27 protein-coding genes are annotated in these 26695 nt (G+C 41.9%); 21 read left to right on the top strand and 6 right to left on the bottom strand.

The features are described from left to right. Positions 1-544: 544 nt before the first annotated feature. The 13 genes from MN200_RS12835 to MN200_RS12780 all read left to right on the top strand — a co-directional run bounded on the left by MN200_RS12835 (position 545) and on the right by MN200_RS12780 (position 8784). Positions 545-940 (top strand): VOC family protein, encoded by a 396-nt coding sequence (locus tag MN200_RS12835; RefSeq protein WP_010327416.1) that lies wholly within the window; start codon positions 545-547, stop codon positions 938-940. 638 nt (positions 941-1578) lie between these two features. After that, positions 1579-2244: a pseudouridine synthase gene (locus tag MN200_RS12830; RefSeq protein ID WP_058870197.1), complete on the top strand. Its 666-nt coding sequence runs from the start codon at positions 1579-1581 to the stop codon at positions 2242-2244. Positions 2245-2521: 277 nt separating this feature from the next. Beyond that, positions 2522-3478, top strand: a complete 957-nt coding sequence (locus MN200_RS12825; RefSeq protein WP_058870196.1) for a DUF5660 family protein — start codon at positions 2522-2524, stop codon at positions 3476-3478. A gap of 150 nt (positions 3479-3628) precedes the next feature. Next, the gene (locus MN200_RS12820) at positions 3629-4015 is read left to right on the top strand and encodes a ribonuclease E inhibitor RraB (RefSeq protein WP_004695219.1); all 387 of its coding nucleotides are present in this window, start codon (positions 3629-3631) and stop codon (positions 4013-4015) included. A 167-nt stretch (positions 4016-4182) separates the two neighbouring features. After that, positions 4183-4629: an SRPBCC family protein gene (locus MN200_RS12815; protein ID WP_058870195.1), complete on the top strand. Its 447-nt coding sequence runs from the start codon at positions 4183-4185 to the stop codon at positions 4627-4629. 59 nt (positions 4630-4688) lie between these two features. Continuing rightward, positions 4689-5039: a DUF488 family protein gene (locus MN200_RS12810; protein ID WP_029575101.1), complete on the top strand. Its 351-nt coding sequence runs from the start codon at positions 4689-4691 to the stop codon at positions 5037-5039. Between the two features lie 179 nt (positions 5040-5218). Beyond that, positions 5219-5557 carry a zinc ribbon domain-containing protein YjdM gene (locus MN200_RS12805; protein WP_004695225.1) on the top strand — a complete coding sequence of 113 codons (339 nt, stop codon included), beginning with the start codon at positions 5219-5221 and terminating at the stop codon, positions 5555-5557. A 140-nt stretch (positions 5558-5697) separates the two neighbouring features. Beyond that, a complete protein-coding gene (locus MN200_RS12800) occupies positions 5698-6063 on the top strand; it encodes a 5-carboxymethyl-2-hydroxymuconate Delta-isomerase (protein WP_010327411.1) in 366 nt (121 codons plus the stop codon). Between the two features lie 231 nt (positions 6064-6294). Next, entirely contained in the window at positions 6295-6630 is a 336-nt protein-coding gene (locus tag MN200_RS12795) for a YegP family protein (protein WP_004695228.1), read from the top strand. Between the two features lie 110 nt (positions 6631-6740). After that, positions 6741-7187: a nuclear transport factor 2 family protein gene (locus MN200_RS12790; RefSeq protein WP_058870190.1), complete on the top strand. Its 447-nt coding sequence runs from the start codon at positions 6741-6743 to the stop codon at positions 7185-7187. A gap of 98 nt (positions 7188-7285) precedes the next feature. Then, positions 7286-7690 (top strand): NUDIX domain-containing protein, encoded by a 405-nt coding sequence (locus tag MN200_RS12785; RefSeq protein WP_058870189.1) that lies wholly within the window; start codon positions 7286-7288, stop codon positions 7688-7690. Positions 7691-7729: 39 nt separating this feature from the next. Further along, positions 7730-8017, top strand: a complete 288-nt coding sequence (locus MN200_RS16675) for a DUF1176 domain-containing protein (protein WP_058870188.1) — start codon at positions 7730-7732, stop codon at positions 8015-8017. A gap of 17 nt (positions 8018-8034) precedes the next feature. Next, positions 8035-8784 carry a DUF1176 domain-containing protein gene (locus MN200_RS12780; RefSeq protein WP_319823170.1) on the top strand — a complete coding sequence of 250 codons (750 nt, stop codon included), beginning with the start codon at positions 8035-8037 and terminating at the stop codon, positions 8782-8784. Here MN200_RS12780 and MN200_RS12775 read toward each other — a convergent pair. The 3 genes from MN200_RS12775 to MN200_RS12765 all read right to left on the bottom strand — a co-directional run bounded on the left by MN200_RS12775 (position 8781) and on the right by MN200_RS12765 (position 12581). After that, entirely contained in the window at positions 8781-9716 is a 936-nt protein-coding gene (locus MN200_RS12775) for a tRNA-dihydrouridine synthase (protein ID WP_242759570.1), read from the bottom strand. The two genes, MN200_RS12780 and MN200_RS12775, sit on opposite strands and share 4 nt — an antisense overlap. Before the next feature lie 62 nt (positions 9717-9778). Then, positions 9779-11365, bottom strand: a complete 1587-nt coding sequence (locus tag MN200_RS12770) for an ATP-binding cassette domain-containing protein (protein ID WP_242759566.1) — start codon at positions 11363-11365, stop codon at positions 9779-9781. 247 nt (positions 11366-11612) lie between these two features. Further along, positions 11613-12581: an IS30 family transposase gene (locus MN200_RS12765; protein WP_005804963.1), complete on the bottom strand. Its 969-nt coding sequence runs from the start codon at positions 12579-12581 to the stop codon at positions 11613-11615. A 350-nt stretch (positions 12582-12931) separates the two neighbouring features. Here MN200_RS12765 and MN200_RS12760 point away from each other — a divergent pair, with 350 nt between their 5' ends. Then, positions 12932-13321: a hypothetical protein gene (locus tag MN200_RS12760; protein WP_086208753.1), complete on the top strand. Its 390-nt coding sequence runs from the start codon at positions 12932-12934 to the stop codon at positions 13319-13321. A gap of 230 nt (positions 13322-13551) precedes the next feature. On the opposite strand, the gene ccsA is transcribed toward MN200_RS12760, so the two are convergent. Further along, positions 13552-14361 carry a cytochrome c biogenesis protein CcsA gene (gene ccsA, locus MN200_RS12755; RefSeq protein WP_058870185.1) on the bottom strand — a complete coding sequence of 270 codons (810 nt, stop codon included), beginning with the start codon at positions 14359-14361 and terminating at the stop codon, positions 13552-13554. A gap of 138 nt (positions 14362-14499) precedes the next feature. Between ccsA and ffh the strand changes: the two genes are divergently transcribed. Then, positions 14500-15906, top strand: coding sequence for a signal recognition particle protein (gene ffh, locus MN200_RS12750; RefSeq protein WP_010327404.1), 1407 nt, complete (start codon positions 14500-14502; stop codon positions 15904-15906). Between the two features lie 179 nt (positions 15907-16085). Beyond that, the gene (locus tag MN200_RS12745; RefSeq protein WP_094148230.1) at positions 16086-16685 is read left to right on the top strand and encodes an alpha/beta hydrolase; all 600 of its coding nucleotides are present in this window, start codon (positions 16086-16088) and stop codon (positions 16683-16685) included. On the opposite strand, the gene MN200_RS12740 is transcribed toward MN200_RS12745, so the two are convergent. Both MN200_RS12740 and MN200_RS12735 read right to left on the bottom strand, forming a co-directional pair. Continuing rightward, entirely contained in the window at positions 16676-17407 is a 732-nt protein-coding gene (locus MN200_RS12740; protein WP_242759563.1) for a type III pantothenate kinase, read from the bottom strand. The two genes, MN200_RS12745 and MN200_RS12740, sit on opposite strands and share 10 nt — an antisense overlap. A gap of 16 nt (positions 17408-17423) precedes the next feature. Next, positions 17424-18179: a biotin--[acetyl-CoA-carboxylase] ligase gene (locus tag MN200_RS12735; protein WP_242760539.1), complete on the bottom strand. Its 756-nt coding sequence runs from the start codon at positions 18177-18179 to the stop codon at positions 17424-17426. 28 nt (positions 18180-18207) lie between these two features. Here MN200_RS12735 and MN200_RS12730 point away from each other — a divergent pair, with 28 nt between their 5' ends. The 5 genes from MN200_RS12730 (at position 18208) to ligA (ending at position 26463) form a co-directional block, all read left to right on the top strand. Continuing rightward, positions 18208-19011, top strand: coding sequence for a sulfite exporter TauE/SafE family protein (locus MN200_RS12730; protein WP_242759560.1), 804 nt, complete (start codon positions 18208-18210; stop codon positions 19009-19011). A 159-nt stretch (positions 19012-19170) separates the two neighbouring features. Beyond that, positions 19171-19866 (top strand): GntR family transcriptional regulator, encoded by a 696-nt coding sequence (locus MN200_RS12725; RefSeq protein ID WP_004983028.1) that lies wholly within the window; start codon positions 19171-19173, stop codon positions 19864-19866. Positions 19867-19876: 10 nt separating this feature from the next. Further along, positions 19877-23329, top strand: coding sequence for a chromosome segregation protein SMC (gene smc, locus MN200_RS12720; protein WP_242759557.1), 3453 nt, complete (start codon positions 19877-19879; stop codon positions 23327-23329). A gap of 4 nt (positions 23330-23333) precedes the next feature. After that, positions 23334-24329, top strand: a complete 996-nt coding sequence (locus MN200_RS12715; protein WP_058870181.1) for a cell division protein ZipA C-terminal FtsZ-binding domain-containing protein — start codon at positions 23334-23336, stop codon at positions 24327-24329. Between the two features lie 94 nt (positions 24330-24423). Next, a complete protein-coding gene (gene ligA / locus MN200_RS12710; RefSeq protein WP_058870180.1) occupies positions 24424-26463 on the top strand; it encodes an NAD-dependent DNA ligase LigA in 2040 nt (679 codons plus the stop codon). Positions 26464-26695: the final 232 nt, after the last annotated feature.

The following is a 26695-nucleotide window of genomic DNA, read 5'->3' as shown; positions in this document are numbered from 1 at the left end:
TGCGATGAAATAGATAATTAAAGTATCATTATGAATATTTTTATCAAGTCTGGTTCTATTTAGGGAAATATTTTTCATCATTGCTTGAAATTAGCCGATCTTAGGAAATTCATCCCGCACCAATTTGCTTAATATAGCGTTTAAGGGCACAGGAATCGAAAAGAGTAGTTTGCGACTCGTTATCTATCAGATCAGCGTCGTACTTACCCACAAGGTCTCGATTCAGCTTAGGACGCTATAGATTATCCATTTATAGGCAAAAGTTTAGAACTTACCCAGTTTTAACCGTTGAGGTTATCTCCTGATCCCTAGAAACTAAACGATAAAAATAACACGATAAAAGATACGCCCATTCAAATATTTTCTTCCATTTTAAGCGTCTATATTGCCCCGAATTTATCCAAATATTTGCTCTAACTGTGCCAAAACAAATTGGCGCTTTGGTTTGCGAAAACGGCTTTAAAAAAATTGCGATTTGATAACATTGGAACGCTTAGAGTTCTGCTATAACCATTAAAAGTCTGATAAAAAATATGGAACAACAATGAAAATATATGTCACCAGCATCATGGTTGATAGCCAAGAAAAAGCCTGTCAGTTTTATACAGAAAAACTCGGTTTTAAAGTCAAACATGATGTACCTGTGGGTGATTATCGTTGGCTGACTTTGGTTTCCCCCGAAAGTCCTGAAGGTGTTGAACTGCTACTGGAGCCTGATGCACATCCTGCGGCACAGCCGTTTAAGGCCGCAATCAAAGCAGATCTGATTCCCTATACTTCTTTTCAAGTAGATGACCTTGATGCGGAATATGAACGGCTCAAAAACCTAGGGGTACGTTTTACCTCTGAACCGATGCGGGCAGGAAAAGTCAAAGTTGCAGTCTTTGATGATACCTGCGGGAATCTCATTCAGCTGATGCAGGTCTGTGCAGGAAGTTGATTTTCTCATCTGTGATGCAGCAAAGAAATAAAATCCTGAGAAAAGCACTTTTATGTGAGAAAAAAATCATAAATACGCTGCATTTGGGAAAATATTTTTTAGATAACCTGAAAGCCAAGATTTTTTTCCAAAAATAGCTAAAAAGACTTTATCTTCGGGAAACAATCCCGCCCTTGGATTGTTAAATTATATCTCAAGGGTGTGACGGGATCGAAAAGAGTAGCATGCTACCAGTGGCGCAAAACGCGTGAGTAGTACTTACCCAAAAGGTCTTGATTCGGCTTAGGACGCTATAAATCAAAAGTTTATAGGCTATAAGATCATCACTTACAAAGTTATGATAGTTGAAGTAAACAACATGTTTTCCCAGACACCCTAAAAAATTTGAACTCGAATAAAATATAAATCAAAAAAATAAATTTTAATATTTCCCGATAAAACCGAAAAATTCTGCTGTTGTAGTTTCACTTACATCATTTTATTTTAAGTTTTCAATCTAATCAGCGCTGCTAAAAAGTTGGCTTTATATAGGGTGATGGGTGCCTAGGATTAAGGCTGTTTTCGATATTTCTTGAATGATTGACAGCTGAAACACAGCTTGCTATTTTTCGCGCTCGCTTTTGTATGCTGTTATTCCCATGGCTCTAAATGACAACTTTATATATTCACCGCCCCAAGAAGACTTGGTGATCGTTTATGAAGACGATGATCTGGTGGTAATTGAAAAACCTGCGGGTTTGTTGTCTGTGCCTGGTCGTTTACCGGAACATCAAGACAGTGCTTATTTACGTGTTTTAGCACAGTTTCCACAAGCCAAAATTACCCATCGTTTAGATATGGCGACCTCAGGGATTTTAATGTTTGCCAAACACCGCGATGCTGAAGTTGCTGTCAGCAAAATGTTCCAAGCCCGCACGGTGGAGAAACACTATATTGCTTTAGTTCAAGGCCAGTTGGATGCCGAAGGCTGTGTTGAAGTGCCACTGATTACTGACTGGGAAAATCGACCACGGCAGATTGTGCACTTTGAACTGGGTAAGCCTGCAAAAACGCTTTATCAAGCTCTTAGCTATGACATTGAGACCGATATTACGCGAGTTTTATTGACTCCGATTACAGGGCGTTCACATCAGCTCCGTGTGCATATGCAATATATTGGGCATCCAATTACAGGGGATAAGTTGTATCACCCTGAGCCGACACGAAGCCCATTAAAACGCATGGCTTTACATGCCAGTTTTCTCGCCTTTCAGCAGCCTTTAAGTGGACAATCGGTTGCGATTCATGGACGAGTGCCATTTTAACTATGTCACACTTTATTTACATTATGAGAAATACTTAAAATTTGGGATATCCGGCCGTTTAAAAAACCGTTAGCGTAAGTTGTGTAAGTGCAGTTTTATCCAGTGTGCTTATCTTTATGGAAATTAACATTTGAGTTTGGCTTTTTGGCCATGATCACGATTGATTGAAATTGAATGAAAATAGGTTTGTCTGTTCCAAGGCTTACTGTTCGAATTTGATGTGTTCTTGCAGCGGAGTCTTTAAAAGAAAAATGACTTTCCAGTAAGGAGATAGGCCATGCTTTATGTATTTGCGGTCATTCTTGTCCTGCTGTGTGCTGTTATATGCGGGCAAAAAATACACAGCCTTGCCCAAAAAAAGAAGATTGAATCCTTAGAAAGCAATTTAGAGCGCAGTCGAAACAGTTTAGAAGTTTATGAACAGCAGCAAAGTGAATTACAACATCGGCTGACCAGTTTAAGAATTGAGCTTGGAACACTCAGACAACGCAACGAAACCTTGAGTCCTTACCAAGAAATTATTGATGTCGAACAGTATGTTATTGAACGGCACAACCAAGTTGAATTGTTTGCTGAGACGGTCAAATTTGATGCTGAACAAATGCTCAAACAGTGTCGGCAGCGCATCGAAAAAGTAAATCAGTTCTTAACGGAATATGAATGTAAAGCCAAAGAAGTTACCATGCAGCGCGCCAGAGAAAAACTGGGTGCTTTTTTTCACATGGCTGAAGAACGACAACATCTGGCTGAAATATCGAAGGCCTTACATCATAAGATTGAAACCTACAGCCAGAGTTATCAACTGCCTTCGGAGCAGTTATTAGATGAACTCATCGAAGGCTATGGGAAAACAGATGCGGCCTGTCATCTACTGAAAGTTCGGCAACAAGTGATTCGTGCGGTTGAGCAAAACGACGTTGTGAACTGCGCCTTTATGGATGAGAATCGGCGATTATCGATGATGGTGTTGGTTTCACAGTTATTTAATACGAAAGCAGACTTATATTTACAACGTGTGAGCAAAGACAATCTTGGCCTTTTGATTCAAGCTTTGCAGGATGATTTTATCCTGATCAATCACTATGGTGCGGCCTTTGGTCATACTCAGATACAAGAGAGTTATCTGGCTTTACGCTTAGAAGAACTCAAATTTTCGGCTCTATTAGAAAGCCTAAAAAGCAGTGATTTACAGTTTCAAGCGGACATTTTAGTTGAAGATCGGGTTTTACATTAACAAGGCAAAATCAGCGTGAAATAAAGTCTAAATAACCTTCGAAAAATCAGATGTAACTGCTATAAAAATGGGCAAAATATGCTATGTTGAAGTCACTATTTTGTCACTTGCCAACGATATATTGGCTAAAAAGATAACAAGGACATACGCATGACACGTGATTATGAATTATATCCAGATGATGATAACGGAAATGTACTTTGGCAAATGGCTGAGGATGGCGACGACCTGTCTGAACCGCATGAAATAGAATATTCGATTGCCTTTCAAGAGCAGTCACAAGCAGAAAAGTGTGCGTTGTATTTATTACAAGAAGAGCAAAAAATCACTTTGTTTGTCGATGAAGAAAGCGACGTATCTGAGTGGATTATTACCATCTATGTGTATATGGAACCTGAGTATTCAGACATTGTTGACTTAGAACAATGGTTTACTAAAATTGCAGAACAGTTTGGTGGTGAATATGACGGCTGGGGCTGTATGGCCTATGTCTATGACGACGAAGATGATGAGGACTATGAGCAAGGTCAAGCCTAAGAAATGGTTAAAGTTAAAGCATGTTGAAAAACATGCTTTTTTTGTTGGTGGGGAGAAAAAGACGGCAGGACACGTTTTGCTTACCTAAGAATGTGTACAAAAAATACAGCATGTGGGTTTGAGCGTTTTAAACTAAATCTGAATATTTGAAAAGAACGAAAAAAATCATGCCAAATAGTGTTCAATTACACCGCGTATTTAGTGCGCCCGTCGAGCGCGTCTATCGTGCTTTTACCACTGCAGATGCTTTAGTCAAGTGGATGGCACCACATGGCTTTACCGCACATGTCGATCAGTTCGATCTGCGTGAAGGTGGTCAATATCGTATGTTCTTTACCAACTTCAGTACAGGCATGCAGCATTCATTTCATGGCACTTATCATGAAATCGTTGAAAACAGTTTATTACGCTATACCGATGAGTTCGATGTACCTGAACTTGCAGGTAAAATTGAAGTGCGTGTTGAATTTAAAGAAGTATCTGTCGGTACAGAGGTTCATATTACGCAGTCTGGTTTGCCCGATGTGATTCCTGTCGATGGCTGTTATCTAGGTTGGCAAGAGTCGTTGCAACTCTTGGCTTTTTTAGTGAATCCAGACATTCCTGATGAATAGTGCTTCGTCATCGTTGAACAATAAAACAAGTTGCACCATAGATTTAAAAGGAGTTTTGCATGCCAATACGCATGAAGCGAATTTATGCGCCTGTCGAGGCAGAGGATGGCAAACGGATTTTAGTTGATCGGTTGTGGCCTCGAGGGGTCTCAAAACTTGAGGCCAAAATAGATGAATGGCCAAAAATTCTCACACCATCCAATGAACTACGGAAATGGTATCACCAAGACATGGTGGCACACTGGGATGAGTTTAAAGTCCGTTATATGAAAGAACTGGAAGCACATCCCGCCGAGTTGAATGATTTGCGCCAACTGGCAGTGCGTGAGCAGATCACGTTACTCACCGCAGCCAAAGAAGAACAGCATAACCATGTGGTGATTTTGAAGCAGTGTTTGGAACAAAAGTAAGTGTTGAGCTGATGCTATTACAGGGAAAATTTATACTTTCCTAGGCTTTATTTTATTCATCCCGTGACAAGGCTAAAGCCTTAAAATAAATAGGTGATTCGCATCGTTTTTGTCTGAAAAATGCTATATTGGCGTTTTGAGCAATGTGAATTGCTTATTTTTTTATTTTTGAGGTTTTTATGTCTTTACCCAACTGCCCAAAATGCCAGTCCGAATATACCTATGAAGATGGTGACTTGCTGATCTGCCCTGAATGTTCAAACGAATGGAAAGAGGGAGAAGCAACTGAAGAAGTGGTAGCAATTAAAGATGCCAACGGCAACTTACTTGCTGACGGTGACACGGTAACGGTGATTAAAGATTTAAAAATTAAAGGTTCGTCATCGGTGGTGAAAGTCGGAACCAAAGTGAAAAATATTCGTTTACTGCCAGATGCCGCAGATGGTCATGACATTGACTGTAAGATTGACGGTGTCGGTGCGATGAAACTGAAATCTGAGTATGTGAAAAAAGCCTAATCTGCTGAGTTTGCAGTTCGAGATTAAAACGGAGTCAATTAGACTCCGTTTTTGTTTTTTTAGCCATTTTGAAAAGACATTAAGCGTTGAAACACCCGCACAGCATGCTATAAAGATAAAAACTTGTTGAAGAATACGCTATGCCACATATCCACCTTGAATATTCAGACAATATCGACACCCTTGAAGTTAAGCCGATGTTATTGGCGTTAAACCAAGCTTTGCTAGATGGTCAGTTTGTACAATCGGGTAATGACATCAAAAGTCGTGCCATTCGACAGTCCGATTTTGTGATTGGGGTGGATGGTGATGCACAGGCTTATTTGCATGCCAAAGTGTCTTTATTAAGCGGACGAGATGAAGCCACCAAGTGTGCCATTTCGAGCCAATTGCTTAAAACCTTGCAGCAAAACTTTACCGCTCCTCAGGATTTAACGGTACAAATTTGTGTAGAAATTATTGAAATGCCAAAAAGTAGTTATAGCAAATTGGTATTAAAAGCATAGAATTAGGAAGAGTACCAAGCCGTATTGGGCCGATATCGAGTGTCATTTAAACGGTTTGAGGCTGTCATGCGTTATTCATATAGCGCTGTTATTTTAAAAAAATAAAAATTGGGCTGGTAGTAAATGCACTTTTTTTTATAAAAGAAGTCATTTATATTTTATGAAATTGGATGATTTTTTATTCGGTTTTGGTGGATCTACAATCACTTTAAAATAACAATAGGTGAGCTTATGTCAGGATGGTACGAAGTAAGTCAGGCAAATGATGGCCAATATCGCTTTGTTTTAAAAGCGGGAAATGGCGAGGTCATTTTGACCAGTGAACTGTATAAAGCAAAGGCGTCAGCACATAATGGAATTGAGTCGGTGCAAAAAAATAGCCCCGATGATACGCGTTATGAACGCTTAGAAGCCAAGAATGGCAAACCTTATTTTAACTTAAAGGCTGCCAATCATCAGATTATTGGTACCAGTCAGTTTTATGCCAGTGAGCAATCCCGAGATAAAGGCATTGAGTCGGTTAAAAACAATGGTTCAAGTACCACGATTAAGGATTTGACGACTTAAGATCAGATTACATATTTTGCTTGTTTTAAGAATTGAAGAAAACCGCGTGTTTGCTATGGATGGCGCACGCGTTTTTTTATGCAGTTTGATTTGTAGTGTGTGAGTGCGATGTGGATTTTCGATTAGTTGGAGATGAGCATGCAGGGCATGAAATTATCTTCAAACTCAAACAATGGGATGATGCCATTTGTAAAATGGATGTACAAAATATCATTCGTCTTTGTCAGAGTGATGTCAGCTTGTTTGATATTGGGTTTGAGCTACAAGGTGTACAAGCCTATCAAGAATTGTGGAGACGATATGCCCCATTTTTTCAGGGGGAAATCAAAGTGTTCAGGCGTAACATCAATATTTTTAGTCGTGATGGTTTAGCTTTTTTACATTGTTATTCTAAACTGGATCATGCCAGTGGTGTTGCAACCCCAGAGATTCCTTGGTGCAGAACCACGCTATGTTTTCAAAAAACAGCAGGTGAGTGGTTGGTTGCCCATCAGCATATTTCGGTGCCTGTGGACTTTGAAACTAAAATGTCAAAGCCGATTCATTTTCCAGACTGAGCTCGCTAAAGCTTTAGATTGGGTACAGGTTGAGCCACCTCCGTTTTGCGGGGCTATGTTTTTAATGACAACATGAACAACTTAAGAAGAAGGTATCTATGGCATTTCAAGACTTTTACCGACTAAGTTCTCATGCGGTGCTGACCAATGAAGCAGGACAGGTTTTATTACTGAAAGCCAATTATGCTGATCAGGCTTGGGGGCTACCCGGTGGAGCCTTGGATATGGGAGAAACCATTCATCAGGCTTTGCTGCGTGAGTGCCAAGAAGAACTCGGTTGTCAGGTTCAGATCGATTATTTATCGGGTGTGTACTTTCATTCGGCAGTGACCTCGCATGCCTTTATTTTTAGATGCCATTTGGCTGCATCTGCTGAGATCAGGCTCAGTGATGAACATACGGCCTATGCTTGGTTTGATCTAGATCAGCTGTCGAAAGTACAACGGATTCGTGTTGAAGATTGTTTAAATTATATAGGTATCGTGCAAAGCCGAAGTTTTTGAGTGCAAAATTAAAATTCCTCTGAAGTGGAGTGAGTGCATATGTTGAATAATAAGATCATAAAACGAAATAGTCCCATTATTGGTGTGTTGCTGATGAGTGCCTTGAGCCAGTTGACTCATGCTGAAACGGGTAACTATTTTATGCATAAAGACTGGGAGCTTGCCTGTGATAACACGGGTATGTGCCGCGCGGTAGGGTATCAAAGTGATGCTCAGTTTGGTCATCCAGTTTCATTACTGATTTCTCGTCCTGCAGGTGCAGGCAGTGCAGTACTCAGCCAAATTCAAGTGGCTGAGAGTTTACGCAGGATACTGAAGCCAATTTAAACGTAGGAGGAACATCTCTGGGGAGCCTGACCATCGATGCCAAGAAAAGTACCGCGAAACTGTCCAGTGCTCAAAGTGCGCAGTTGCTAAAGGCTTTGGTAGGCGCAGAAGATATTCGCCTCACGACCCAAGCACAGCAATGGCAAATTTCAACTGCTGGGGCAAATGCAGTTTTGCTCAAAATGGATGATATACAAAAACGTGTAAATACACCGAATGCGGTATATCAAAAAGGCAATCAGTCTGAGCAAAATGTTTTACAACCCAAAGCTATCCCTAAAATTGGTATTACGGGATATCGACCTGCGGTTGCCAGTCATTTTGCCGTGGACAGTAAAATTGCCCATCAACTCTTTACAAAGTTAAAAGCAAAAACAGATGAACAAGACTGTCCTAATTTATACGAGGCACGTTTTTTTGAGGAAGATCGGGTTTCAGTCTATCCGCTGAATGCGGAACAAGTGGTGGTTCAAGTTCCATGTTGGCGTGGGGCGTACAATGAAGGTCTAGGTTATTGGGTTATGGACAAAGCATTGCAAAAGATTCAGCAGCAAGTCACCACATCAGGCTCAAGTTTTAGTGAGGCACAAATTTTCTCAGAACAAAAAGGGCGGGGTATCGCTGACTGTGGTATTCGTTCTGAGTGGGCTTGGAATGGAAAGGCTTTTGTCCTCAGTTATCAGGCACAATCGCAGCAATGTAAAGGCTTTGCAGGTGGTGCATGGAACTTGCCCACTTATGTGGCGATCGTTGCGCGAACGGATTAAGTCGCGCTTGCCTTTAGTTTGAGAATAATGTCATCTAGCGGCTTGATGCGTTTGACTTCATCCCAGAGGGCTTTAGCTTCAGGATAGTGTTTAGACATCATGCCCAACCACTGCTTATAACGTCCGACCATATTCATTTCTTTCTTATACCCGCCGTTTAAGAAACGGATTTGTAAGGTCAGCAGCTCATTCCATGTCAGTAAAGGTGTGTCGATATTTTGACGAATACACTGGGTCAAATCGGGGGTAGTCACGGCACCACGTCCAATCATCAAATCTTCACAGCCAGACTCTAAGCGACACTGTTTCGCGTCTGCATTGTTCCAAATTTCACCATTAGCAATCACATTGATCTTTAATGCTTCACGAATCGGGCGGAGCTGATCCCAAAAAGCGGGTGGGGTATAACCATCGGCTTTGGTACGTGCATGCACGGTAACCCATGTTGCACCTGCATCTTCAATGGCATGAGCATTGTCCAACATAAAATGTCGGTCCATATAACCTAAGCGCATTTTCGCAGAAACAGGAATGTGTGCAGGAACCGCATCACGTACTGCTTTGACCAGTTCATGTACCACTTCAGGCTCATCTAAAAGCACCGAGCCACCACGGTGACGGTTCACGGTTTTGGCTGGACAGCCAAAGTTCATATCAATGGCGGGTGCACCGAGTTTCACAGCACGGATGGCATTGGCAGCCAACATTTCAGGGTCATTGCCCAAAAACTGCACATGCACGGGTGTTCCCGCCGCTGTTTTTCCGCCATTGAGTAATTCAGGGCAATACTGGTGGTAAATATGATCGGGTAACACCGAATTGGTCACACGGATAAACTCGGTCACACACCAGTCGAAGCTACCTACAGACGTGAGAACATCACGCATGATTGGGTCGGTTAAGCCTTCCATTGGTGCAAGAATGAGTTTCACAGCGGTGTCACCAGTCAAATAGAAAAACGGTGTTATACGCAAATCCGATCACGCTGTCTAGTCTAATGCGTTTGGGTTAAAGCGAAATAGTTTTGAATCTGTGTCTCCTCGACAAAGGCATCATCATGCGAAACTAAAATAACCGCCCCTGTAAAATCGCGAATAGCCTGTGCCAACAGTTGTCTTGAGTCGATGTCGAGATGATTTTCGGGTTCATCCAGTAGCAGTAAGTCCACAGGCTGTGCTGCGAGACTGATACACAGTAAAGCAACTTTGAGTTGTTCACCGCCACTGAGTAGTGAGATGGGAAGTAAAGCCTTATCTTGTCGAATTCGAAGTTGCCCCAATTGATTCCGACACGCCTCATCGGACAAAGACGGATTCAATAACTGTAAATTGTGTACCGCATTCAGTTCTGGATTCAGTAGGCTAAAGTTTTGATCTAAATATAACGATGCTCCACGCTTAAAAATGTCTCCCGATTGAACATGACTATGATTTTGAATGGCACGAAGTAGGGTCGACTTACCTGAACCATTTTGGCCGCGCAGTTGGATTTTTTCTCCGTTGTGTAAGGCGAAAGAAATAGGCGAGATAGAAAGTGCTGCTAAACCCACTTCTTTCAAACGAAGAATTTCACCTGTTTGTTTAGGTTGAAAATGGAAATCAAACTTTTGTGACTTAATCTGTTCTAGTTGCTGCTGTTTGTTTTTGAGCTCATCTTGCGCTTGTTCCTTTTGGCGAAGTTGTTGCTGCGCGACTCCCGAGAAGGTTTGACTCGCACGTTCTTTTTTAAAGTCGAGTAGGATTTTGGCTTGAGAACCAGAGCTTCGTAATTTCTTCCCAGACTTTTGCCTTTTCTGAGCTTTCATGCGCTGCTCATGCTGTTGGACTTGTAATTGTTTTAGTTCGCGTTTCTCTTGCGAGATATTGTGTTGTAGTGCCTGCTGTTGTTGCTCTGTGTGTGACTGATACTCGGTATAGTTGCAACGGAAGTGTTGCAAACCAAAATCATTTAAAACATAGGTATTGGAGATTTGATTTAACAATGTGCGGTCGTGGCTAATGACTAAACAGCCCGCAGGATGTTGAAGGATTTTTTGACTTAACCACACACGACTTGCATGATCTAAGTGATTACTGGGTTCATCAAGAAGTAAATAATGCTCAGTTTGTAAAAAAAGGCGACACAGTGCCAGTTTTGTTTTCTGACCTTCACTCAGTTGAGAAACTGAGCTAGATAGATCTGTAGGTAAGTTTGCACTTTCTAGCAATTTCAACCATTCAGTGGGTTGATGCCATGCATGTTCGACGCGGTCATAGTCTTCAAAGCTCGCAGCCGATTGTTCAATACGTTGAAAACTTGCATGTAAGTCAGCAATGTTAAGGGCTTCGGCAAGTGTACAGTTGCTTAAACGCTCGAGCTGACTTAAGTAGGAAAATGGCAGATGCCAAATCACTTCGCCACTCGCATAATTGGGCATGTGCGTCTGAGTGAGTAGCGACATTAATATTGATTTGCCTTGACCATTGCGTCCGATCAGCGCTGAACATTGGGCAGCGGGCAATTCAAAGTTTAAATGCTGAAAAAGTGGTTCATGAGCAAATTGAACGCTGAGATTTTTTACAGTACAGGCCTGTTGGGTCATTGAAGACTCCTTTATACAGGACATACAAAATAAATTTTTATAGAGATATAGAGCAGTAAATAAGTTTATTTTGCACGTCAGAAAACACATAAATTAGATTTGACGGAAAATAAGACTTACTTCATTGGCATTACTCTAAGTAGAAGGTAGAAGAAGGGAGGCGTAATAGTTTTGTCAGTATAACAGGTGGATGAAAAATAATCTATTTGCATTATTCTAATTATAAATTTAAGGATGATTGGCGAATTCAAACATGAGGTGCGACAGTTTCAAAAGCCATATGATAATCAACAAGCTGAGCAAATTTCTCTAATGGTGTAAGCCAATCTAACGCCTTTCTAGGACGAGTATTCAGTGACATGGCAACTTGATTTAAATAATGCTGATCTGCCTGATTTAAATCAATCCCTTTAGGTAAATATTGCCTAATTAAACCATTCATATTTTCGCATGTGCCTTTTTGCCAAGGTGAATGTGGGTCACAGAAATATACATCTATGCCTAAATCTTCTTCGAGTATTTTATGTTCTGACATCTCGCGTCCACGGTCATAGGTCAACGTTTTACGCAGTTCTGCAGGTAAATATTTCAGAGCTTCAGTTAAAGCCTTGCGCACTGATTCTGCCTTTGCATCAGGTAATGTTGCCAAGATACAGAGCCGTGTATTTCGTTCAATAAGTGTTGCTATCGAACTTTTATTGTCTTTACCTTTAATTAAATCAGCTTCCCAATGACCCGGTATTTTTCTTTCTTGAACTTCGGCTGGGCGCTCATGAATAGTTTTAATATCCTGTAATATAGAATCTTTTTTAGGTTCACCGTTAGCTTTTCGCTTTTTATTTTCATGACGTAGACAGGATAATAAGTCTTTTTTCAACTCACCCTTGGGTAATGCTCGTATCGTTGAATAAATCGTTGTATGGCTTACATTCATTGTTTGATCCAAATCAGGAAATGTCTTTAAACGCTTTGCTATTTGCTGAGGAGACCATAAACAACGGATCGCTTCAACAATAAATTTCCAGAGGATTGAATCGATTTTGAGTTTTCTGTGACCACGTCTACGTCTAGCAAAAGTGTTATCAGAAGCATATCGAGCTTGATAAACGTCATTGATGCTATTTCTTTTAAGCTCACGATAGATCGTACTAGGATGTCTTTTAATAAGTTCAGCAAATTTTCTGGCTGAAAAGCCTTCTTTTCTTGACTCAAGCATTAATGCAGTACGATCTTCAAAGTTAAGATGATGGTATGACAATTTTATATACTCCATAAACCCTTTAAATTAATTAGGTGGTTTATGTCGCACTTCAAGTTTTACTCTGCCATTTATCAATACTATAGGCTACCGGAGCTTCGTCATAGACGTATAAATCTTTCACAAACCATGATTGATTGGGGGGAATTAGTCAATTATGGAGGGGATGAGTTTATCTACATTGTCATTGGTCAAAAGCATTGTGTTCTGTTTTAGTGTTATTGCGTATAGGCTCTATAATGTTAAATGGAATAAAATTTTGATCAAGTTTCTTTTATAATAAATGAAAATTTAGGATATTTAAAATAATGAAATTACTAAGCTTTATACTGTTATTTATTAGTAGCAGTTGTTTTGCTTTATCTGGTGACGAATTCGATCAACAGTATCGACATTTGAATGGTGAACTCAATAAAGCTGTAATTAATAATATGATCTATTCTAGAGATTATGATGATAAAGAGGTTCCACTTTCAGAAAAATTGGAATCTAAAAGTAAGTGGTGTGATTTAACCAAAGCTAGAGTAAATTTATTGGATTTTGTGATTCAGAATTTCTCTGCTTATAAAACATGGGTGAAGCAAAACAATCTTGATGATGATTCTAATTTGGATGATTTTAATAAGTTTCATAACAATCAGCAGAAATCATATATTGGTTGTCAGCTAAATCTGGAAGAATACCGATTAAAAATGTAATTAAATTATAAATACTAAGATGAGAGCTAGATGTTAATTTTAGAAAAACTAGAATTAACATCATCACTGTATACATAATTTATTGCATAAGTTTTTATAAATCAATTAATTAGATTTTGATGGAGGCTCAGTTTGCCTAAGCTGGGCTTTTCTGTTGGGCCATTATGTTATACATCTACTTTTTGAGTAAAGTACTGTACCCTTAATAAAGCGAACTCAACAAAAAGACGTTATCGACCTAAAATCATTTCCAATACAAACTTAGATCCGATAAAACCAACAGCCAATAAAAAGAATCCAATTAAGGTAAAGCGAATCGCTTTTTGACCTCGCCAACCGAAACGGTAATGTCCGATGAGCAAAGCCCCATACACAAACCAAGAAATAATACTAAAAGCGGTCTTATGTGCCAGATGTTGGGCAAAAAAGTTGTCAATGGTAAAGAAACCAAACACCAACGCCACAGTCAGTAAAATAAAACCCGTTTTAATCAAGTCAAACAATAAAGATTCCATCGCTTGAAAAGAGGGCAGTAAGTTGACCCAAAAGCGTTTCTTTTGTTTGTTTTTTAACTCACGATCTTGGAACCATAAAATCACAGCTTGTATGGTCGCCATGAGTAGTACTGCATAGGCTGACAGCGACAAAATAATATGAATATCTAAACCCAATGAGCGCTGTTCAATAAATTGAGTGGATTGACTAAAGGCAAATCCTAAAATGAGTCCTGTAGCGGCCACAGGAATGCCAATCAGGTTCAAAGCTAGAATTGGACGATAAGTGCTATAGAGTAGACTAAGTAACAGCATGAGCCCCGATGTAAATGACATTAAGACAAAAACGTCATAATTCACCCCCATCGGTGTGAGCATGTCATGGTACAAAACAGTGGCATGTAGCAATAAGCCTAAGCCTAAAATAATGCCAATAAACCAATGGTTTGGATCACGTTTAGCCATTAATTTGAGGAACAAATACCAAAAAGAGGTGGTATAAGCGACTAATGCTAAGGTGGTGTAAACCAAGGGCAGGCTAATCATGTCAAACCTTTTTCAGGATGATGAATATTCATTTATATAAATTCGGTGCGAACTACAGTATCCTATAGCATTCTATGCATAAATTTTCTATTTTAAGAAAGATTTTTTTGCAACTAGCAATTTTAAGCGGATTTTGCAATGTTTGATACCTTAACGGAACGACTCACGCAGAGTTTAAGAAATGTTACTGGCTCTGGGCAGCTAACCGAAGATAATATTAAAGATACCCTACGTGAAGTACGTATGGCACTTCTTGAAGCCGATGTTGCACTTCCTGTAACTCGTGAATTTATCGCGAAAGTTAAGGAAGAGGCGTTGGGTCAAGAAGTCATGACTCAATTATCGCCGGGCCAAGCATTTGTTAAAATCGTGCATGACGAATTAACAAAAATGATGGGCGAGGCAAATGAAAGCCTTGATCTTGCAGCGAAACCTCCTGTTGTAGTCCTACTCGCGGGCTTGCAAGGTGCAGGTAAAACAACAACGGCTGCAAAACTTGCTCGCTTCTTACAAGAACGCCAAAAGAAAAAAGTAGCAATGGTATCTGCCGACGTTTACCGTCCAGCAGCAATTAAACAGCTACAAACCGTTGCAGGTGAAGTTGGCGCGATTTTCTTTGAATCGAGTGCTGATGAAAAACCAATTACCATTGCAACACGTGCAATTGAACAAGCCAAAATTCAGTTTGCGGATGTCTTGATTGTCGATACAGCAGGTCGTCTACACGTAGACGATGAAATGATGGACGAGATCAAAGAACTTCATGCGGCGATTAAGCCAACTGAAACTTTGTTCGTGGTCGATGCAATGACCGGTCAGGATGCTGCAAATACAGCCAAAGCCTTCAATGATGCACTGCCATTAACGGGTGTGATTCTGACCAAAACTGATGGTGATGCACGTGGTGGTGCGGCGCTTTCAGTACGTGCAATCACAGGTAAGCCAATCAAATTCTTAGGTATGGGTGAAAAGCTCGATGCCTTAGAGCCATTCCATCCTGAACGTGTTGCACAGCGTATCTTGGGTATGGGTGACGTACTTTCTTTGGTCGAAGAGCTTGAACGTAAAGTCGACAAAGAAAAAGCCGAAAAAATGGCGAAAAAACTGCAAAAAGGCGGCAGCTTCAACTTTGAAGATATGCTAATGCAGTTTGAGCAAATGAATAAAATGGGCGGCATGATGGGCTTCTTGGATAAGTTGCCTGGCATGAGCAATGCAGGGATTCAAGATGCGTTGGCACAAGCGAACCCTGAAAAGCAAGTGAAAAAGATGGAAGCGATTATCCAATCGATGACCATCAAAGAGCGCCGTAATCCAGATCTGATGAACCCAAGCCGTAAAAAGCGTATTGCAGCCGGCTGTGGTATGGATGTCGTTGAAGTCAATAAGTTGATTAAACAACATGCGCAAATGGCGAAAATGATGAAGAAATTTGCCAATCCATCGGGTATGGCAAAAATGATGAAATCATTAAGCGGTATGCAAAAACAGTTTGGTGGTGGCGGCGGAATGGGACCATTATTTGGTGGCAACGATAAGAAGTAATCTGCTTCTTACCATTTCAGAAAAAGGCGCGTTGAGCGCCTTTTTTTATGTTGTTTTTGAGTCATGGAAATTTTTGTGCGCGTTTTTTATACCGTCGCTTAATAACAAAAACGCACTGTTTATGGCTTGAAAGTTGCGTAAAATTTATTCTTTTCAAACATTATAATAAGAAGTTGAAAATGAATGGATCTAAACAACATATCTATATTGTGCATGGCTATCAAGCATCGCCCAATGACCATTGGTTTCCGTGGCTAAGTCAAAAACTCAGTCAGATGGATCTGCATGCTGAAGTAAAACGTTTAGTGCTCCCGCACAGCGATGCACCACATTTCGAAGAATGGCAACAGGCTTTGGCCCTGCAAATGACCACTTTGGATGAAAATACCATCATCATTGCGCATAGTTTGGGCTGTCTGGCGACTTTACATTATCTCAGTAGTAAACTGCGTGAACGTCGAATCAAAGCGATCTTTTGTATTGCGGGCTTTAAAGCGGCTTTAAAAAGCTTACCTGAGTTAAGTGGCTTTATTGCGCAAGCGAAGTTGGACAGCGGTATACTCCACTCTCACATCGCTTCACGTGTAGTTATGTTTTCCAATAATGACTCTTATGTTCCACCTCCTTTGGCACTTACCTTTGGGCACTTCTTGAGTGCAGAGGTACTGGAGGTGAAACGTGCAGGGCATTTTATGCGTGAAAATGGCTATGCTGAATTTGAGCTACTGCTCAATACCTTAAAACCCCTTTTACAACAGCAGGCGGTGGCTCAGAGTTGATGCTGAATATAATATTGTAGCCCTTTAAGTAATAAATCATTTTCAATGCATGGTGCATACTCTGCCAAATAGCGCGTAAATACAGGTGCATCACCGCCAGTTAAAATCAGCTGGCGTGGAGACTGTTGCAAGACTTTTTCAATGGTACTGACCAAGCCGAGCAAAATCCCATGATGCACTGCGTCGATGGTATTACGACCGGGACCGAGTTCATCAAAAGCCGCATCTGGAATTTTAATGCCTTTGGTGTTTTGGATCAGCGAGTCTCGTTGTAAGTAGAGGTTAGGTAAAATATAGCCGCCCAAATGCTGCAAACCATCCGCCAAGTCGATGGTTAGCGCCGTACCACAACTAATGACACAATAGTTCTGCTCTGGATTACGTGCGACAGCTAACACTTGCAACCAACGGTCAATTCCGAGTTGTTCTGGATGTTCATAACCACACTGTAGGCCTGCATAGTTGGCCTGTACTTGGGCAAAGGTGATCGGTACATTTAAACTTTTTAAAAGTCTACGGATTCGGTCATTATTTTTTTTGTCCTGAACCGAAGAAACACCAATCTGTTGGATGTTTAAGTTTTTAAAATGCTGAATTAGACCTAAAAGCAAATCGGCAGGGGACTGTAAATGTAACTCAGCCCCTTGTTCCAAAATTTGATCTTCCTGCGTAATCCAATACTTCAGACGAGTATTACCAATATCTAACCATAAATTTTTCATGATGATGCTCAATCATTTAAACAGGAATCATTGGGCGTAAACGGCCTTGATAAAAGTTTTCAACACCATGAGCGGTCTGAATTTGTACCGCACCATCATCTTGAATGCCTAAGAATAGGCCTTGAGACAGACCTTTCAAATGTTCAAATTCAACTTGTTGCTGCATAAATGCTGCGTAATGATTGAAACGAGACGCCAAATTCGCACTATTATGGGTGAACCATAGGCCTGCCTGTTGAATCGCCAGATACAGTTCTGCCATTAAGCGAATTCGCTCTGCTTGGGCTAAACCCAACTGTTCAAGTGAGCTGGTGGCTTGATCAAGCTGGGTATCTTTGACTTGGTTGATATTGATGCCTACTCCAATAATCGCTTGGTGGCTCGACAGTGGTTCAACTAAAATTCCGCCCCATTTACCTTGAGCACTGTAAAGGTCATTCGGCCATTTTACTTGCAGAGCAAGGCCCTGCAAACTTGGCATTTGCAAGATATTTAACGCAATTTCTAAAGCCAAGCGCCCATCTATAGGTGTTTTGGTCTGTAGCAATGTGCTTAAATAGATGTTTCCTTCAGGAGAAACCCATTGTCGTTGACGCTGTCCACGACCTTGAGTTTGTCGTGTACTGCAGACCAAAACGCTCTGAATCCCTTTTTGCGCAATTTCACGCACATCATCATTGGTGGATGTGGTAACTGGCTTAAGCAATAAAACTTCAGGAAGTTGCTGTGCTTCAGCGAGAAGCTGTTGTAGTTGGCGTGTCTCTAAATCCATATGAATCTGAGAAAAGTGAAAAATGATCATGGAGTTAATCATATATTTACTGATTGGCGCAATCGCTGGTTTTGCTGCAGGGCTATTTGGGGTCGGTGGTGGACTGATTATCATCCCGATTTTATATGTGGTGTTTACTCATCTGAACTATGACCCGAGTGTCATTATGCATATGGCGGTTGGCACATCACTGGCGACTATTATTGTCACGTCAATGAGTTCCGTGAGTGCGCATCATAAACGTGGAGCCGTGTTGTGGTCTGTGTTTCGCAATTTGGCCCCAGGTTTAGTTATGGGTGCTTTTTTAGGCGCAGGCATTGCAGACTATATGTCAGGACATGGTTTACAATTGCTGATCGGTTTTTTTGCGGTATGGGTGGCGTACAAAATGTTTAGTGGCGCACATGTTGAGGTCGATCCATCGCGTCAGTTGCCCTCTACAGGTAAACAGTTATTTGTCGGTGCGGGCATTGGTGTGGCTTCTGCGATCTTCGGCATTGGTGGGGGAAGTTTGACGGTGCCATACTTAAACCGTCATGGTATGGTTATGCAAAAAGCGGTGGCGACGTCTGCGGCTTGTGGCTTACCTATTGCAGTGGCTGGAGCTTTAGGTTTTATGTGGTTCGGACATCGGGCTGAAGTGAATGTACCGAATACCATTGGTTATATTCATATCTATGCCTTTTTCGGGATTGCGGTCATGAGTTTTATCACCGCCAAGTTTGGTGCGAAAGTGGCGCATCTTTTATCGCCTGCGATGTTGAAAAAGTGTTTTTCTGGTTTGTTGGTGGTAGTTGGTTTATATTTTATTTATCAAGGTTTTAGTTCTTAATTTATTTAACAATATTGTGTGCGTTGCTGTTGATTGGCATTATAGACGGTAAAATTGTTAGACAATGACATAGTGTTTAGCGTTTAAGATCGGGTAAAACCTAAAAATAGGTCACTAAAGACCATGGATTGCATCTTATAAAAACAAGTTAGGAACAGTATGCAAGCACATGATACAGAGAGTTTGTCCGAACAAATTGCCAAGCACATCAGTGAACAAATCATTCGCGGTGAGTTGGTCGAAGGTGAGCGCATACAAGAATTACGTATTGCCGCTGAACTGGATGTGAGTCGCGGCTCGGTGCGTGAGGCCTTGTTACTGCTTGAACGTACACATCTGATTGAAATCTACCCGCGTCGCGGCGCCATCGTTTCTGAAATGTCCGCTCAGCAAGTGCGTGCCTTGTTTGACACCAGCAGTCTACTGTTAGGGCAAATTGTGCAACGCATTGCGGAAACATGGCGTAGCTATGAAGCGGAACGTTTACAGCTGTTATTGGATGAGTTGGGGAATCAGCTGAAACAGGGCAGTATCGAAAAATTTTATGATTTGATTTTTGAAGGATTGGCGCGGCAGCATGAAATGGTGGGCAATGCCTATTTGATGAAGTTTTACCAAGAACTGTTACCCTCGATACGTCGGAGCTATTTTTTAACCTTAAATACTTCGCGTAGAGAGTTACAAGAATCTTATGATTTATTTAAACTGGTGACTGATGCTGTTTTAATCAGAAAATCACAACAAGCTACTTTATTTATGGAAGATTTTTGTCGACACTTACGTAACTTGGTGTTGGAATCTCTGACCCGAATGAAACAAATTGAACTTGCGTGGGCGAGACGCTCACGACGTTAGTCAGGACATTATGCGTTTAAGCAGTTTAAAACTTTCCGGCTTCAAATCTTTTGCCGACAGTACCACATTACACTTTAAAGATAACCGAACGGCAGTGGTTGGGCCGAACGGTTGTGGTAAATCCAATGTGATCGATGCTATTCGCTGGGTCATGGGCGAATCCAGTGCGCGTCAGTTGCGTGGCGGTAGCATGCAGGATGTCATTTTTACAGGCACGGCAAAGCGCAAACCCGTCAGTGTCGCCAGTGTAGAACTGCGTTTTGACAACACTTATGGCAAGTTAGGCGGTAGCTATAATGCCTATACAGAACTGGCGGTCAAACGTCAGGTCAACCGCGATGGCAAGTCTGAATACTTTTTAAATGGTACCAAGTGCCGTCGTCGGGACATTACCGATATTTTCTTGGGCACAGGTTTAGGGCCACGTTCTTATTCGATTATTGAACAGGGCATGATCAACCGTTTGGTCGATGCAAAACCTGAAGAAATGCGGGTTTTTATTGAGGAAGCCGCAGGAGTTTCGCGTTATCAAGCACGTCGCCGTGAAACTTTATTACATTTGGATCACACCACGCAAAATTTATCGCGTTTAGAAGATATTGCCTCTGAATTAAGATCACAGTTAAAAACTTTAAAACGTCAGGCTGAAACCGCGATTCAGTACAAAACACTGGAAAGACAAATTCGCACCATTAAAGTCGAAGTTTTGTCTTTTCAATGTGAACAAAGCAGCCGTTTACAGCAAGAATATACGTTGCACATGAATGATTTGGGCGATCAGTTCAAGTTGGTGCGTTCAGAGTTAACGACTTTAGAGCATGATTTGACGTCAACCAGTGAGCTATTTCAACGCCTGATTCAGCAGTCCACGCCACTACAGAGTGAGTGGCAACAGGCAGAGAAAAAGCTGGCTGAGTTGAAAATGACTTTGGAACAAAAGCAGAGCCTGTTCCAGCAAAACACCACTACTTTGGCACAGCTTGAACAGCAGAAGGCGCAAACCAAAGAACGGATGCAACTGATTGAGCTGCAACTGGAAAGTTTGCACGAACAAAATGAGCTTCATACCGAACAGTTACAACAGCAAGAAAGTCAAAACCAACAGCAAAGCCAAGGTTTAACGGATTTAAAAGCACAGCAGCAACAGTTGCTTCAACAGTTTGAACAAGTCAAAAGTTTGGTTGAAAAACAACAGCAACAAAAAACGCAAATGTTGGCACAAAGTGAACAGTTGGCCAAAAATATTTTACGCTTTGAACAGCAAAAGCAGATTTTAGAGCAGCAAGCGGCGCAAATTCAAAACCAAAGCCAGTTGGATGCGATAGACCAGCTGTTACATGCAAAGCAAGACGCTGAGGCACAGCAGTTACAACGTGAGCAAAGTGTCATTGAGGTACAGTTGCAGCTGGATGATTTGCGTATCCAACACCAAGCTGCTCAAACTGAGCTGAATCAACATAAAGCAGATATACAGGTTTTGAGTGCCGAACAGAAGCATCTCAAACAGCTTCTGGTCAAAGTCAGTGCCTTAAAAAATAGTGATCATCCACAGTTGATGCATGTGCTGCAGCTTAAAGATGCAGCTAAAACCCATGCCGCGCTGGTCGAAAAATTCTTAGCCAAATGGCTTTCTGCGCATTGTTTGGATAACAGCGATGCATTCACCGATGCGGTTGCACGTCAGTTAACGCCTCAGCCGCATGTTGAACTGATCGAAATTGCAGGTTGCGATAGCCTAGCCAGTTGGATTGAATCGCCACAATCCTCTTTGTGGCAGCAGGTGGGTGTAACCACCAACTTAAAACAAGCCTTGGCTCTGCAAAAGCAATTGAAAGATGGTCAGTCTCTTCTGAGTTTAGACGGTTATCATGTCGGCATGGACTGGGTGATTGGTTTGGATTATGACGAAGCGAGCCAAGCTGGACAGGGTGCGCTAAGTCATCGAATTCGTTTAGATGAAATTGAACAGACCCTTACTGAAAAAACGGGACTTCTGATTCAGCTTGAAACGAAAACTACCGAGCTTCGTACTCAAGTACAAGCGGTGGATGAGCAGTTAAAAGCGGATCAACAACTGTTGAAAAAAGAAGCTCAAGCGACGCAGCAGATTGATGTGAATATTGCCAAAGTGCAAAGTACTAACCAAGCTTTTGAAGTGCAAAAGCAACAATTGGCCAATCAACTGGCGCAGTTAGACAGTCAGCTTGAAGAAGATGCTATGCAAAAAGATGATCTAGAGATTGATTTGCATGCATTGAATATTAAGCTAGAGCAAAACTTGCCAAACTACAAAACCATGCAGTTCCAAGTGGAGTCTTTGACTGAGCAACTGGATGATAGCCAGCAGCAGGCACAGCAGGTTTGGCAGGCGCTTGAAATGGTGCGTCGTCAGGCGGTGCAAACCACACAGCAGATTGAACTGTTAGAAAAAGACAGTACATTCTTAAAAGCGCAGTACCAGCAAATATTGTCGCAGATGGAGCAGGCCAAAAAGTTTATTGACCCTGTACAACTTGAGCTGCCTGCCTTAGAAAGCCAGTTCAGCGAACAAGCACAGATTACTGAAAAGCTGCAAAAAACATGGTCTGAATGGCAAGTTGAGCTGAATGCAGTGCAAGAGCGTCAGCAGAGTTTGACCGAACACCGTCATCATCAGCAACAACAAGATGAAAAGCTGAGAACGCAGTTAGAAGAGAAACGTTTGGCATGGCAAGCTGCAAAGTCAGACTTACAACATTATTCTGAACAGCTGAAAGAGATGAATGTTGAAGCTATTGAGGGTTTGAGCATTGAGATCAGTAGCCATCAACAAGTTTTAGAAAAAGCACAGCAGCAGTTTGAGAAATTGGGCGCAGTCAATTTGGCGGCTTCAGAAGAATATGAAGAAGTATCAAAACGTTTTGAAGAGTTGAGTCATCAAATTCAAGATTTGGAAAATACCGTTGAGCAGTTGCGCGCTGCAATGAAAAGTATTGATCAAGAGACCCGTAAACTGTTCATGAGCACTTTTGATCGGGTCAATACCGAACTACAAGATTTGTTCCCGAAAGTATTCAATGGCGGTGAAGCGAGTCTGACTTTAGAAGATGACTGGCAGTCAGGGGTTAAACTCATGGCCCGTCCACCAGGCAAACGCAATAGCTCTTTGGCGCTACTTTCAGGGGGAGAAAAAGCCCTGACCGCGTTGGCCTTGGTGTTTGCGATTTTTCGTCTCAACCCATCGCCATTTTGTGTTTTGGATGAAGTTGATGCGCCTTTGGATGATGCGAACGTGGGAAGATTTTGTAATCTTGTAAAAGAGCTTTCTGAACAGGTGCAATTCATTTACATTACCCATAATAAACTCGCAATGACGATGGCGACCGACTTGTTAGGTGTTACGATGCCTGAACCGGGAACATCAAAGTTAGTGACTGTAAATTTAGAACAGGCAAAAGAATACGGTTTAGTCGCGGAGGCCTAATAAGATGGAATACACAACAATTATTGGTATCGTCATAGCAGTGATCATTATGCTGTTTGGGGTTCGAATGATTTTTCGAAAGCCGGCAGATGCAGCGCCTTCACTTGAGTCCGCATTGCATATCGATGCTGACAGTCAAAAACCGATTATCCCGCGTCACGTACGTGATCAACTGCAAACGGCATCAGTTGAAGAGGCTGAACGTAAAGAGCCGACTTTAAACGAAAGCTCTGTAGACGCGACACTGTCTGAAAAAGCCGAACCGAAAGCTTTGGATGCAGACAGTGTGCTCGAAAGCAGCAGTACTGAACCAAGTTTGAATGCGTCAGCTGAGGTAGAAAATAAAACAGTAGACTTAGTCGCTCCTGAAAATGCTGTAGCAGATGCAACGGAATTAACGACTGAAAGTGTAAGCTCCTCGCTTGTTGATGACCAAGCAAAAGCGGATAAAGCTGAATTTAGTTTAAATGCCAATGTCGAAAAAGCCGAAATTTCAGAGTTTGACGATGAAAGCAGCATTTTAGATGCACATCTGTATGAGCAAAAAATTGTCGATGATGAAAGTGCCTTAGCCACAGCAGAGTCGTTTATTGCCCTGAATGTTTATCCTGAACGTCGTGCATTGTCTGGTGAGAAAACTTTAAAAGTTTTAATGAAGTATGGTTTACGTTTTGGCGAAATGTCATGTTTCCACCGTTATAACGAAGATGGAACCAAGTTACTGTTCTCTGTTTTGCAAATTACTGATACAGGCATGGATGGTTTTGACTTGGAAAATCTGTCGACCGATCCAATTAAAGGCTTGGCATTTTTCTTGGCCTTACCACACCGCGATGTCCAAAATGCCTTTGACACCATGGACAGTATTTCACGTTTAATTGCTCGTGAAATCGATGGAACGGTTTATGACCAAAACAACCAAGAGTTCACGCCACAACTGCGTGAGCATTGGCGCCACTTGGCGATTGATTACCGTGCTGGACAAGCAATCGATGCTTAATCTGATTGAAAGCAGCGGTAACGATTTCTATAATAGACAGTAGAAATACAATTTTTAGGGCGGAACAAAGACCGCCCTTTTTTATGGTGAAATTATGACTCAAACTTCGACTGTCGTTGCGCAAATGCGTCAACTGATCCAAATTTTGGCACAGCATAATCATGCTTATTATGTGATGGATCAGCCGACCATTTTAGACAGTGAATATGATCAGCTTTTTCATCAGTTGAAAGCTTTAGAAGAACAATACCCTGAGTATATTCAGCCAGACAGCCCGATCAATAAAGTCGGTGTTAAACCTTTGGCGAAGTTTACGAGCGTGACCCATGTGGTACCGATGCTGTCTTTAGGCAATGTGTTTAATAAAGAAGAACTTTTTGCCTTTGCACGCCGTGCAGAAGAACGGTTGCCGAATCAAACGATTCAATACGATGTTGAACTGAAGTTCGATGGTCTTGCCATTTCACTGTGGTATGAACAGGGTGTGCTGGTGCGTGGCGTAACCCGTGGTGATGGTGAGACAGGGGAAGACATTACCCAAAACGTCAAAACCATTCGGAACTTGCCGAAGGTGTTGACCACAAATCAGGGCGAAGTACCTACATTACTAGAAGTTCGTGGCGAAGTCTTGATGCCTAAAGCAGGCTTTGAAAAGCTCAATGCAGAAAATGAAGCCAAAGGTGAAAAGACTTTTGCCAATCCACGGAATGCCGCAGCGGGAAGTCTACGTCAGTTAGACCCGAACATTGCGGCTGCACGTCCACTTGCATTTTATGCTTATGGTATTGCGCAGTGTGAACCCAATCATGGGCAAAATACCATGTCGGAAAGTCTAGAGTGGTTGCAACAGTTTGGTTTTGCAGTTGGTGAGCGTCATTTTGTCTGCGATAGTATTCAAGAAGTTCAAGCGGTTTATGAGCAAATCAATGCGGAACGACCACAATTGAGTGTGGAAATTGACGGCATGGTGATTAAGGTCAACAGTCTCAAACAACAGCAACAGCTCGGGTTTTTAAGTCGAGAACCGCGTTGGGCAACGGCGTATAAATTCCCTGCGGTGGCTGCGCTTACCACGGTTGAACATATTGACTGGCAAGTGGGCCGTACAGGTACACTGACCCCTGTGGCGCGTTTGAATCCTGTTGCTGTGGGCGGCGTGACCGTTTCAAATGTGACTTTGCATAATATTGGGGAAATTCACCGTCTAGATGTGCGAATTGGCGATACTGTCAGTGTTTACCGTAGTGGTGATGTGATTCCCAAAGTGGAAAAAGTGTGGCCCGAGTTCCGTCCAGTCGATGCGACTGAAGTTGAACTCCCGAGCCAATGTCCTGTGTGTGAATCACCTGTGGTGATGCCCGAAGGTGAAGCTTTAGCGCGTTGCTCTGGTGGTTTGTATTGTGCCGCACAGCGTATCGAGGCAATTCGCCACTTCGTATCACGTAAAGCTCTTGATATTGAAGGGTTGGGTGATCGTTGGGTCGAGTCACTGTTACATCTTGATCTGCTTAAAGATGTGGCTGATATTTATCACCTACATGAGCACCGAGAAAAGCTATTAACCATTGAAAAAATGGGTGAGAAGTCCGTTCAGAACTTGATTGATTCGATTGAAAATAGCAAGAAGACTACCTTGGCTGCATTTATTTATGCATTGGGGATTCGTGGCGTGGGTGAAACCACAGCACGTATGTTGGCAAATACTTTCCAAACTTTAGATGCGCTACGTGTCGCAGACATTGAAGCTTTAAAGAAAACCCCAGATGTGGGGGATATCACGGCAGAGTGGATTGTCGACTTTTTCCAAGCGCCGCATAACCTTGAAGTTTTAGACCGATTATTGGCGGCAGGTATTCACTGGGATGCGCCTGTGGCACCAAGTCGCCAGCCTCTAAATGGAGAAAGTTGGGTCGTGACGGGTACACTCAGTACGATGGGGCGTGATGAAGCAACGCAGCTCCTACAAGCACTGGGTGCACGTGTGAGTGGTAGTGTGTCGAGTAAAACCAAGTGTGTTGTTGCAGGTGAAAAAGCAGGTTCAAAGCTGGATAAAGCAGAGAAGCTTGGGATTGCTGTGATTAATGAAGCTGAGTTTATTCAACTGATGAAAGATTATGGACAATTAGCGGTTTAGATTGTTGACTCAGGTTAAATCAGAAATATGATACTTGGGCACGTCATCTGCAACCTGCGTGGTGTAAAAAAGCTAATGTTTCTGCGACATATTTCTGATACATCAAAAAGTGGTCAGGTTTTGCAGATGACAATGGTTTTGCCTACTTTTGCCGAAACAAAAGTAGGGCCAGCTGCAGGCTAATGATGAAATGGGGGTGAGAACTTGATAAGACTCCGTCAAGATCATTTCT

Source organism: Acinetobacter sp. LUNF3, from assembly GCF_022699605.1.
GTDB lineage: Bacteria > Pseudomonadota > Gammaproteobacteria > Pseudomonadales > Moraxellaceae > Acinetobacter > Acinetobacter johnsonii.
The sequence above is the reverse complement of the archived record's forward strand: the minus strand, read 5'-3'. Positions and strand labels throughout refer to the sequence as shown.